Annotated in this window: 12 protein-coding genes and 1 pseudogene; 6 read left to right on the top strand and 7 right to left on the bottom strand. The window is 57.4% G+C overall.

The window, feature by feature from the left end; genetic code table 11:
• The 4 genes and pseudogenes from AAFX91_RS33725 to AAFX91_RS33710 all read right to left on the bottom strand — a co-directional run.
• Positions 1–1,180, bottom strand: a 1,180-nt coding sequence (locus AAFX91_RS33725) for a PAN domain-containing protein (RefSeq protein ID WP_394569442.1), incomplete at its 3' end; no start/stop codon positions are given.
• Positions 1,181–2,127: 947 nt separating this feature from the next.
• Positions 2,128–2,376 (bottom strand): annotated as a pseudogene (locus AAFX91_RS33720) (DUF1488 family protein); the annotation flags it as partial.
• A gap of 38 nt (positions 2,377–2,414) precedes the next feature.
• Entirely contained in the window at positions 2,415–2,711 is a 297-nt protein-coding gene (locus AAFX91_RS33715) for a hypothetical protein (RefSeq protein WP_028169256.1), read from the bottom strand.
• Positions 2,704–2,973: a hypothetical protein gene (locus tag AAFX91_RS33710; RefSeq protein WP_130577433.1), complete on the bottom strand. Its 270-nt coding sequence runs from the start codon at positions 2,971–2,973 to the stop codon at positions 2,704–2,706. The genes AAFX91_RS33715 and AAFX91_RS33710 overlap by 8 nt, the downstream gene beginning before the upstream one ends.
• Positions 2,974–3,339: 366 nt before the next feature.
• On the opposite strand from AAFX91_RS33710, the gene AAFX91_RS33705 reads away from it, so the two are divergent.
• Together AAFX91_RS33705 and AAFX91_RS33700 are read left to right on the top strand one after the other, a co-directional pair.
• Positions 3,340–3,534 carry a hypothetical protein gene (locus AAFX91_RS33705; RefSeq protein ID WP_130577404.1) on the top strand — a complete coding sequence of 65 codons (195 nt, stop codon included), beginning with the start codon at positions 3,340–3,342 and terminating at the stop codon, positions 3,532–3,534.
• A gap of 6 nt (positions 3,535–3,540) precedes the next feature.
• Complete coding sequence (locus tag AAFX91_RS33700) at positions 3,541–3,678, top strand: hypothetical protein (RefSeq protein WP_165420990.1); 138 nt, start codon at positions 3,541–3,543, stop codon at positions 3,676–3,678.
• Positions 3,679–4,006: 328 nt separating this feature from the next.
• Here the strand turns inward: AAFX91_RS33700 and AAFX91_RS33695 are convergent, their stop codons facing one another.
• Both AAFX91_RS33695 and AAFX91_RS33690 read right to left on the bottom strand, forming a co-directional pair.
• The gene (locus AAFX91_RS33695) at positions 4,007–5,164 is read right to left on the bottom strand and encodes an acyl-CoA desaturase (RefSeq protein WP_394569441.1); all 1,158 of its coding nucleotides are present in this window, start codon (positions 5,162–5,164) and stop codon (positions 4,007–4,009) included.
• 195 nt (positions 5,165–5,359) lie between these two features.
• On the bottom strand, positions 5,360–5,569 hold the full coding sequence (locus AAFX91_RS33690; RefSeq protein ID WP_394569440.1) for a cold-shock protein: 210 nt from the start codon (positions 5,567–5,569) through the stop codon (positions 5,360–5,362).
• 1,352 nt (positions 5,570–6,921) lie between these two features.
• Between AAFX91_RS33690 and AAFX91_RS33685 the strand changes: the two genes are divergently transcribed.
• Positions 6,922–7,101: a hypothetical protein gene (locus tag AAFX91_RS33685; protein WP_394569443.1), complete on the top strand. Its 180-nt coding sequence runs from the start codon at positions 6,922–6,924 to the stop codon at positions 7,099–7,101.
• A 571-nt stretch (positions 7,102–7,672) separates the two neighbouring features.
• Here the strand turns inward: AAFX91_RS33685 and AAFX91_RS33680 are convergent.
• Positions 7,673–8,674 carry a S41 family peptidase gene (locus AAFX91_RS33680; protein WP_130577434.1) on the bottom strand — a complete coding sequence of 334 codons (1,002 nt, stop codon included), beginning with the start codon at positions 8,672–8,674 and terminating at the stop codon, positions 7,673–7,675.
• A gap of 318 nt (positions 8,675–8,992) precedes the next feature.
• Here AAFX91_RS33680 and AAFX91_RS33675 point away from each other — a divergent pair, with 318 nt between their 5' ends.
• The 3 genes from AAFX91_RS33675 (at position 8,993) to AAFX91_RS33665 (ending at position 10,735) form a co-directional block, all read left to right on the top strand.
• Positions 8,993–9,706, top strand: a complete 714-nt coding sequence (locus AAFX91_RS33675) for a DNA helicase (protein WP_282528169.1) — start codon at positions 8,993–8,995, stop codon at positions 9,704–9,706.
• Between the two features lie 431 nt (positions 9,707–10,137).
• Positions 10,138–10,341: a CsbD family protein gene (locus tag AAFX91_RS33670; RefSeq protein WP_130577408.1), complete on the top strand. Its 204-nt coding sequence runs from the start codon at positions 10,138–10,140 to the stop codon at positions 10,339–10,341.
• Positions 10,342–10,468: 127 nt separating this feature from the next.
• Complete coding sequence (locus AAFX91_RS33665) at positions 10,469–10,735, top strand: hypothetical protein (protein WP_282528168.1); 267 nt, start codon at positions 10,469–10,471, stop codon at positions 10,733–10,735.
• The last annotated feature ends 150 nt before the right edge of the window (positions 10,736–10,885 follow it).

Below are 10,885 nucleotides of genomic sequence, written 5' to 3'. Positions count from 1 at the left end.
GCTTCCTCCTAAAAGAAAGCCTTGAATCACGTTCAATCTGATTTGAGAATCCCAAGAGTCCACACGGCCTAGTCGATTGGGTCCCTATTGCACATGTCGCACTGTCGACTGTCAAAATCTCCGATAGGCCGTCATTGTCGTGATTTTCCAGAGCAATCAACGTCGTATTCGAGCTAATGGGTGGCTGGGGAAACTGCTCGATCCAAACCTCCCATGCGTCATCAGCGCTTGGCGTATAGACCGCGATGTCAAAGGTGTGCTTCGTTGGATCGTCCGAGCTGAGTTTAGCAATGCTCTTGAGGACCTCGCTCGAGGAAAGCATTTCCGGACGGATCGGAGGGCATCCGAATATACTGCAGCCCACAGCAGGATTGAGAGCTATGCAGGAAGGCCGTGACTCGGGAGCAAACAAGACTACGTTCAAAGCTGTGCCGGATACGCAGCATTGATTTGATGACGCTGCTGGGACACCTGACTTCAGTAAGCATTGAGCAGGTGCCGTTGGGGTCGGATTTACGTATGTGTATGCGTGACAATGCGTATCCTTGGAACAGGCTTGGCGACACCATTCGGGCTGAGCTAGGGACAGATTGAACACCATGTAGTCCATCCCGAAACGAGCTGTATCGGTCTCCGTGGAAACAAGAGAATGCATGCCGGACACGCAACACTGGCTCGGCGAGGCTGTCGGCACACCTGACTTAAGGTTGCAGCTGGATGTAGGCCCTAGCGCGCCGGGACGGACGTATGTGTACGCGCGGCAGGATCGAAAGCCCCCGCAGAGATCGCGGCAGAACTCCGGTGTCGGCGGCGTGATGGTCACAAGAAGCTGAGGGATGTCCATGCCTGGACGATCTGTGTCGATCTCAGTGGAAAGCGTGCGGTATACCCCAGACACGCAGCACGAGTTGGCGCTTTCCGACGGCACGCTAGATTTAAGAAAACAGAGTGACCTCGTCGCGTCGTGGGTAAAGGCCGCACAATCTTTGTTCTTGGTGCATTCCTGCCGACACGAATCAGGGTCGGCGGAAGGGATTCCAGGTCCTAAGTCCATTCCAAACAGGTCGGTGTTCGGCAGGATCGTGGTATGAAGCTTAAAGACATCCGCGCTACAAGTGCCGCCAAAAAGCCACGCTGCGACGATGACTGTGGCGATGGCCGGCCGCTTACCGCCGATCATGACAGCCTCCAATCAGTTGGTCGGCCGGTGCCCGTGGCCGTGAAGGAGCTATCGGTTCTTCCTCAGGTTAGGTTACCACGCCGGGCAGGGTTAGGGGAAATTATGGCTCGTTCTGCCAAAACTTTTCCGGCTGCTGGAGCCGTTACTGACGGCCCAAACGGTCACTTTTTCGAGCGCGAGTCAGTGGCTTCACCGGCGCGAAGCGTCCCCCGATCGGCATCAACGCCAAAAACGTTAGCTCAGAGGCCAGTTGGCCGAGTTGGCGTGGGCAGCTGATCCCCCCACGGCCCATTTTGCCTTTACCGCACCAAAGTTGAACAGGATCGAATTGCGAGAATCCATCGAGGTGAGGCGGACTTTCAGCCCATGCGTTGAGGAGTGCGGTGAAAGATATTCAAGAGAACCAGCAGAAGGTCGCCAATTGCTGGCATGCAGCAAAATTAACTCTCGCAGCGAGGTGATCCAAAGCTGCTATGGAACAATTGGGAGCGCTCAGTCCGCGGATAGCGGCATACGCTAGACCTAATAGGCGTGTGAGACGGATCGGCCAGTCGCCCGCCGACTTGGTACTTGCAGCTGGTCCGTAACGCAACCATCCACAACGAGCTCTGAGCTACGACGACGGAGCAATAGACGAAGGGCTCAGGGCTGAAGATCAGGAACAGGTCATGAAGTTGAATGAAGCCCAGATAACGAAAACGCTGTCACAGTTTCAGGCACAAGTGCTTGCCGAGGATCATCCGGCAGCCGCACAGTTCCACGAACTGTTTGGGCAGCATACGTTCTTTCTCGATGCCAGGGGGCTGCACGTGTTGGAACTGCTCGAAGTTCCTGGGATGGAGGCTGAGGAAGGAGAGGTAATAAGTCTGGCGGATTGGGCCAGCGCTGACTTTATGAAGTTGACGACACATCAGCCCGAGCCTACGGGCCTCGTCGTTCGCCTGAAAAATGCTGGGCGGCGTGCCTTCGAACTCACTCGCCTGATATTTGCCGGCGGCGCAGGTCTCGATGCGCTCGCGCAACCGCATGAATTGCGCCTCGCGCTGGCCCGCTCTCGCGCGCACCACACCCTCCAACTCATCCATGGCTGAAGTTGAAATCGCGCAGGGGACCTCCCTCTGGCCGTCGAGCAGCGAGAACAGGACGACCATCCTGTCGTATTCATAGCCGATGAAGCGGCCGGGCATGAGCGTCATATGACCCACTCCTTGACAGCGGCGCAGCCAATGATGCCTCAGCCCCGCTCGCTAAGCCGAGCAAAGTCCACGAGGATGGCCGCGACGAGATCGCGATGCCTTGTGTCTTCCGGCGGCAGGCCCGCGGCGTACAGCTTGAGCACATAGCGCGCCTTGGCGGCCGCCTCCGGCCATGACGCGGCGGGAATCGACAACAGATGGTCTTCCACCTCGGCCCGGCGCTCGCGCAGTTCCCGTGCATGGGTTTCGACCTCCGCGAGCGCACGGCGGATGTCGGTCGCCTTTTGCGCCGCCATGCCGCGGTGACGGTCGAGATCGAGCGGTTCGTCAGGCATCGGATGCGCTCGCGTCAATGCCTTGCGCGTCGGCCAGATCGACAGAGCCGATCGAGACCACCTCCATCGCCAACCCGCGAGAGCCTTCCACCGGCACCTTGATCATGGTGGCGACGCGGCGGAACGCCTCGAACGATAGCCCTTCGATCGTCTCCTCGTCGGTGACGACCTCATAGGCGCCGGCGGGCAACAGGCGATCGATACCCCTGATCCGGAACGGGTGCTTGAAGGTGACGACTTCTCGTCGTGAACGGATGGTCATGCGCGCCTGCCTTTCGCAAAACGCCGGCGTCGGCGCTGGCCCCGAGAGCAGCATGCGCTCCTTGTGCTGCAATAGCCATCGCTTTCTTAGCCCGCGCGGCCAATAGAGGTATTCCATCGCTTCGCGCGTGCTCTTGTCGCAGCTGACGCAAAATGCTTTAGCGCTCGCTATTCCCAAAACATAGGCGTAGGGTCGGCTATCACCGCATTTACCGTGGCATCCATCGGTGACTGAGGGCCGCGCACGCTCCCGCCGCAAAGCGCAGGCGTGTACCCTTGCGGCAATTTCGTCTGACCGAGTGGATCGTACCGCCGGCCATCGTCCTGCGGTTGCTCGGGATCATTGTGATCGCGGTGGCCGTCTTCCATGCCTAAACTGAAATACCTGGTCAGCGGCCACCATGAAGGTATCAGCGAACATCTCGGGCGCGTCACGGTGGCGGCCGCGCTGAGGAAGGCGAGGCAGCTCGTGCAAGAAGGCTGCATCGACGTGAGGATCTGCACCCCGCGCGGGCAGGTCCTGTTGTCAGACGACTTCAACCATCTCGAAAAGCAGGAGTAGACCGCCATGGCCAAAGGCCAGCAACGAGGCAACCGCGAAGCCAAGAAGCCCAAGAAAGAAAAGATCAAGGTCATCGCCGCAGCACCTAGCCAGAAAGCTGCGACCTGGCAGCAGCCGAGCTTGACGCCAGGGAGGAAGAAATAGCCGCTGATCGGTCGTAGCGATTATGTCATTCAGCTTTTGGCATCTCGCAAGTCCTGTGATCCGCCTGCCCTCACAGGGCTAACAAGGGCAGGAATGACCGATGCACTTCGTGATCGTCACAGGCGATCGTAAGTTTCGGTGTATCAAGTGCGTTTACATCGGTCCAATGCAGGTCCCGGATTTTCAAGCATAGACCAAGAGCAAATTACGCCCGCCGAAAACGACATGAAGGCCGCCTCAGGCAATATCAAAGGTATAGAGTACCCAATAGGCCAGGGGACACATCCCGTCCTGTAATAGGCGTTCGTGCTGTGTCGTGGCGCAGACGTTAGCTCGCTTGCAATCGAAGCCGAAGCGACGCGGCCACAGATTCAAGGAGAACGTGATACGCTCGGTCGACAATTTCGTCCAGCGAGCGCGTACGGGCGAACATGGCTTGCGCCCGACCGAGCAACTCGTTGCGAGTCGGCATCCTGTTCAGATGAACGGCCGGCAGCGCGTCGACGGCATGACACTTTGCTTCGTTAATCGCTTCCCGCAGGGCGGACAGTTCGGATGAGTGCATCGCTGACGTAATTGCAAGCGCAATGCGCTCAGGATTAAAACGGTTAGCAAGCTGCTCGGCCGCTCGATTGATGACCCTCGCTCCGAGCCGATGTTGGTTGCGCCTCACCTGCTCGGGCGGCGCCTTCAGGTCCCAGACGATCCCCAGGAGAGATAGCGCCTTTAAGATGTAGAAGGTCATGTCAACTTCCCACCAACGGAAGCCTTGGCGAACGCTGCTTTGATAGGCGTGATGATTGTTGTGCCAGCCTTCGCCCATCGTAAGCAGCGCCAGCAGCCAATTGTTGCGAGAATCATCCCCAGTTACGTACCGCTTGCGTCCGTGAACATGCGCGAGAGAGTTGATGCAAAAGGTCGCGTGATAAAGCAGCACCGTGCTCCACAAGAAGCCGACCACCAGTCCTGACCATCCCGCGACGAGAAAACAGCAGGCGGCGAGTGCTATTGCAGGCAAGACCTCAAATTTGTGCAACCACCTCAATTCGGGAAACGATGCGAGATCCGCAACTTTAACAAGGTCAGTCGCGTCGTGCTGTCGCGCGAAAATCCAGCCAACATGGCTGTAAACGAAACCTTTATGCCGGGGCGAATGCACATCTCGATCGGTATCGGAATGCAAATGATGATGCCTGTGCTTGGCCGCCCACCACAGAACGCTCTTTTGGGCGCTGCTTTGAGCAAGCGCTGCTAGAATGAACTGAAACAGTCTGCTGGTAGAGTAGGACCGATGCGAGAAGTACCGATGATACCCTGCACCGATGGCGAACATGCGCAGCCAATAGATCGCTATACCGATAACGGCCGCCTGCCACGTAATGCCGGACCAGAACGCTGCGGCGCATCCCAGATGGATCAATGCAAATGGAAGAGCTGACGGGTAGACGATATCATCATGCTGTTCGTCGACGTCGAGCTTCGACATATCAACAGGTCCCAATAGCTTCCTGTCAGGCGTATGCAAAGGATGCCTAAAAGGCTGGCTCAAATCGCTTAGCGAGCCCCCTCAGTCGCTCGACAAAAAAGAGCCCCGCTGCTGGGCGCGCCAAGCGGCGGGGGTCTTTACCAGAAGCTTTGCCGGTACATCCGCGGTCAAAGCGTTGGCGGCGAGGGCGGAAGTTTATCCAGCGCGCAGATTTTCCGCGGCAGATTTGCCGGTCCGGCGGTCTGCGACGACCTCGAAGGAAACCTTCTGTCCCTCATTGAGAGTGCTCAGGCCCGCACGTTCGACCGCGCTGATATGAACGAAGACATCCTGGCTGCCCTGATCCGGCCGAATAAAGCCGAAGCCCTTTTGGTTGTTGAACCACTTCACTGTTCCCGTTGTCATGGGAGATCGTCCTTCGATGTGTGTATTTGAGACCGCGCTAAACGCTATCGGTTAACTCGAGATCTGGGAGGAGGGTCGTCAGTCAGGCGCGCTATTCGCGGCGAGGCCAAGTCGTCCGGCCGAAAACTCGAATGTTTAAGACATAGTTACATTGCAGTCGCAGCGCAAGGGAATGTTTGCGGATCGCGCTTAAGGGCCCATGTGCCATTTCAGCGCTCCTGCGGCGCGGTTTTCCCCTACCGAGCACATGGGCACCATCTCACGAGACGGCCAGCCTTGAACGCGATGTCTGCGGAGGGGCCCTCAGGAGCTGGAACACGGGCTCGCAATCGGAACGAGGCCAATTGGAACACGAGATTCGCGTTCGGTCAGCGCAAGCCTTGCACCAGCGCCGAACTTCGCACTTTCCCTTGGCTTGCGTTTAAGCCAGACTTATACTCGCACATGACGATAAGGACTAAATCACCAAAACGCACTCGCCCATCCACTGTTCAAGATCCCATGATGGGGTTTCGGGCGCCGCCGTTGTTGCGAGCCTCTATCGTAAAATGGGCTGAGAACCAGGCTGACAGACCTACGTTACCAGAAGCCGTCCGGCGCTTGGTCGAGCTAGGACTGACGGCGAAGACGGAGCGCCGTTCCGGGAACGAAGGGCAGAAACAGCGCGCCCGTACAATGGCCGGTGAGACGATCGACGAGATGGCCGATGCCACAGCCAATCAGCACACTCGGGCCAGCCGCAAGCGACGCCTCCTCAAAGGACCGGAAGAGTTTCAGGATGTGCGAGTGGATCGGCGCGGAAGAAAGACATGAGTCATGCACGCCACTCACTGGCTGGTCGAATTGGGGGTGAAATCCGAGAAGTGACCGATGAGGGCGCAAACGAGAATGAAACGCGCCTTCGTCAACATCGCACGCTAACAAGATCACCACGACACAGACCGGGAGAGTAACCGAGCCGGGTCGCTATATGTCAAGCTTGGATGGCCTACGTTACGCGGCCCGATCTCGGCGTCCGGCGGCATTAGGTCAACCATACTGCCTGTGTGGCCTCACTGAAGCTCCCGATAGTGTTCACTGCATCACAGTACAGAGCAGCCGCAAATCTTAGGGGAAGAAATATGTCACATGCCTACAAGGCGAATGAAGACGTTCACCACCAGCCTCAAGGACCACAGGGTCGTGCCGCAACTGACCAGTCGATGATCTACACCATCGTTCGGCGTATGCCGATTGAGGCAGACGGGCGGATTAGATACCGCATCAAGAGTAAGTCAGAGAATATTGAGCGAGTAGTTACCGAGGATCAGCTTTCCTATCCTCAGTGATTTCTATGACGTAGGACTCCGATTGTGCTGAATGATCGCGAAAACATCCTGAACGCACTCCGTGAGAAGCGGCTCAAACTCTACGAAGTCATGAAACGTGCCAATGTCGTGAATGAGGAAACTTGCCAATCGCTTCTGTTGAAAATGCGAGAGGAAGGCTTGGTCAAGTTCGATATCCATAAGGGGCGCTGGCTCATCGGATGATTCGCAAATTGCGCCCCGTCCAGCACTGATCGCAGAAAGATCGCTACGCGATTAAGGAGGCATTTCCGAGTTGGCGTTGCCTCGGCGGAGACCTAAACCGGCCCGCAGGTTTCATGTGGCTGATCTGCATCCCCTCCGGCCGCAACCACTTGTAAGCCGTGATTTCCTGCTTCTCGGTGAGTTGATGATGTGTGGGGCACATAAGGACCCTTTCGGGCAGGACCTGCCCCTCAGCAGCTCGGTTTGCGGTCACCGCCATCAGTTTCTACCAGCGAGGGCCTGCAGGTTGGGCGCCCGCCGACCGTAATGCAGAAGCTTTAACGTCACTCGGTTTCCTGAGGTCGGTGAAAGTCGGAATTCGAGGCTAGTTTTGGTCGTCCATGTAACACCGAGAATCCTGGATTCTTGCTATTCTCGCTTAGGGAGAGGACCTCAGCCGCAGCGTTCGAGCAAGTTTCTTTCTAGTTTCTCTCCCTCCGCCATATGGCGATTGAAGTCGAATGGCGGAAACGCGCCGCAGGCGTGATTCCGGCGGAGCCGAGAGCGCGGCCCAAAGGGCAACGCCATTCCCCTATCTTGCCAACGGCGTCGCTGGCTGGCCCTTCGCCAGAGCTACGGCGGTTTGTTGAGTGGCCTCAAGCGCAGCCTGAACGTCAGGGCGCACGCCGACGCCTCCCCAGTTGCTGTGCGTGATCGGATTTTCAGCCCTGCCAGTCGGCACGACAACGAAGAGGTCGGAACCTAGTTCATTCAGACCGCCTGGATTCGCTCCTCCGCGTGTTGTTGCGCCAACCACAGTTGCGCGCTTGAGCATTTGCAGGTCGTAGGCAAACTCCTCACCCGCCGAATAAGTCTTTGGGCCAACCAGCACATAGACGGGCTTGCCAAGATAGTGCACCGGCGTCGATGAACTCCAAAACGACTCCGTTCTGAAAGTCGAAGTCCCACGATTGCGCCAGATGAGGTCGTTGATATGAACACGCTTGCCGGGATCGAGGAAGAAACTGACAAGGTAGGCTACAGACGCCGGATGTCCGCCGCCATTGTCCCGCATGTCGATGATGAGCGCGGCGGTGTCCGACAGGTTACGCATGGCGTCGTCGGCTGCCGGATTAAAGACCTCGGGCGGAACGAACCGCGCCAAGTGGATGTATCCGATATTGCCGTCTAATCGTTTCACCTCAAAGCCGGCATCCTGCGGCGTGGTCGGCGGAGGCTGGTTACGGAACGGCGAGCCAAAGATCACCCTCATATGGCTGTCGTTGGTGATCGCACGGAGTTGCTCGGTCAGTTGCAGCGCAAACTGAGCTGGATCGGTTACGCCGGCATAGGCGTTCGTTCTCAATGCCTTCTCTAGCGCATCCGCCGCCTGCATGCCCACATCCGGGAACACATAACCCTCGCGCAACTCGACAGCGATGCCGCCGATCACCTTTCTGACCGTTGTCTGATCCAAGAGCACGCTTTGCGCCGTATCGGAAGCCACCTCGGCACTTGCCGTTGATGGCGCGGCCACAAGTGTAGAAATTGTCGCGAAGCAGGCGATAAGAAATGACGATCGACGATACAGCATCTGGCTCCCGGTTACGGTCGGATTCATTACAACAGGTGCCAATTTTAGGACAGATCTGTGGCGAACGCTAATCGCCACAGAGTGCCGAAGCCGCGCTTGCCGACGATTGATCGCGAGCCAACCGCGTTCGCCGGACCGGCCGCGTGCGATTTCCGTCCCCCACGGATTAAGCTATCATCCGATTCGAGCGCGGCCCACGCCTCCCCCCTCCGATCGGGAAAGTATCACTCATACCGGGCCACCTGATCATCGAACCGACTGTTCGAGCGCCAAGCATAAGGAGGGATTGCGAAGATTGCTCGCAATAGGAGGTTGCCGATGAAGCTGTCTGCGCCGATTTACCATTTGAAGCACAAAGCCAAACGACTATCCCGCGGGGAAGGTATTCCACTCCATGTCGCGCTGAATCGCATAGCCCTTCAGGAAGGCTATAGCGATTGGAGCCTGCTTGCGGCGAAGCTGTCCGCGTCCAGGCCTGCTGGCAAGCTGCTTGCGCGATTGAAGCCTGGTGACCTGGTGCTGGTGGGCGCGCGTCCGGGCCAAGGCAAGACGCTGATGAGTCTTGAGCTCGCCGTCGAAGCCATGAAAGCCGGCAATCGCGCCGTGTTCTTCACGCTGGAATATACGGAAAAAGACGTTCTGGATCGCTTCCAGGCAATCGGGGCGGAGTACGCGCGGTTCGACGGACTGTTCGAGCTCGACTGCTCCGACGCGATAAGTGCCGATTACATCACAAGGATGTTGGCGACAGCGGCTCGCGGCACCCTGGTGGTGGTGGACTATCTGCAATTGCTGGATCAGAGACGTGAAAACCCCGGATTGGCAGAGCAGGTTCGCGTGCTGAAATCGTTCGCGCGAGACCGGGGGCTCATCATCGTCTTCGTCTCGCAGATCGATCGATCATACGATCCGGCGAGGAAGACGTGTCCTGACATTGGCGATGTCCGGCTGCCCAATCCGCTGGACTTGCGGCTGTTCAACAAGACCTGCTTCTTGAACAAAGGTGAGGTCCAGTTCCGGGCCGTGAGCTAGCGCGGGCCAATTCGGTCTTGCTCCTGTCGTGTGCCAAATCGATCGCGCGCGACAGGGCCGCAACGTCCCGTTCCATCCGTTTCTGATACCGCCAATGATGCATTTGGCGGCTGTTTGCGCCGTCGCGACGCGCGACAGAAACCAATCGTTAGGACTCTGTTGGGACCGATTTTCGCGGCTTCGATTCGTTCTTTGAGAACGAAGGTAAAGTCAGATGCAGAACAAGGCGATGCCATCCAACTTTGTTTCTTCTTCGTCTCTGTGCACTTTTGAACAAACTCGCGGTCGCGATAGGAAACTGGTGTTGTCCCTCTTGGGCGAAGAATTGCGCGCTTGCGAAACTCTCCGCCGCCGCGCTGCCTCGCGCCGCCCTGTTGGAACAAAAGCGCGCAATATCGGGTTGGCTCACTACTTGTCCAAGGAGGAGAGCAATGGATTGGAATCGCGTTGAGGGCAACTGGAAGGCAATGAAAGGCAAGGTCAAGGAGCAGTGGGGAAAGCTCACCGATGATGACCTCGACGTCATCGCGGGAAAGCAGGACCAACTCGAAGGACGTTTGCAGCAACGCTACGGCTATGCGAAGGACCAGGCCAGAAAAGAGATCGATGACTGGTATGGTCGTCAGAACTGGTAACTTCAAGAAGCCCCGCTTTTGCGGGGCTTACTTTTGATCGGAAGATCCAAGTTTCGACCTCCTTCCGGACAGGAACAAAATGTCGCACCGGCACGTTCTTCGTCCACAATCGGAATGGAGGAATGAGATGAGGAGCTACCTTCTTGCCGCCACCATGATCGTATCGTTTGCCGCCCCCGCTCTGGCTGAAGACGTTGGCGTTGGGGTTGGGGTTCAGGCCGGACCGGTTGGCGGTGGCGTCACTATTGGTGAGCCTCGCGATCACCGCGACCGCGATCGGACCACCGTCATCAAAGAGCGTGAGCCTCGCGATACCGACAGAACGACGGTCATCAAGAAAGAAAACGAGGACGGATCTCGCGAGAAAACCGTCATCCATCATGACAACGACTGACTGGAAAGCTGGTGAAGACAGCCGGTAACAGCCGAAGAAGTTGGAAAGGCGGTCGGGCCGCCAGGCGGGCATTCTACTAGTGGTTCATCACAGTGATTTTGACGTTTTGATACCGAGCCATTCGAGGATCGGCAAGTTTTCGGGTGGCAG

Source organism: Bradyrhizobium sp. 31Argb (assembly GCF_043638955.1).
Classification (GTDB): domain Bacteria; phylum Pseudomonadota; class Alphaproteobacteria; order Rhizobiales; family Xanthobacteraceae; genus Bradyrhizobium.
The sequence above is the reverse complement of the archived record's forward strand: the minus strand, read 5'-3'. Positions and strand labels throughout refer to the sequence as shown.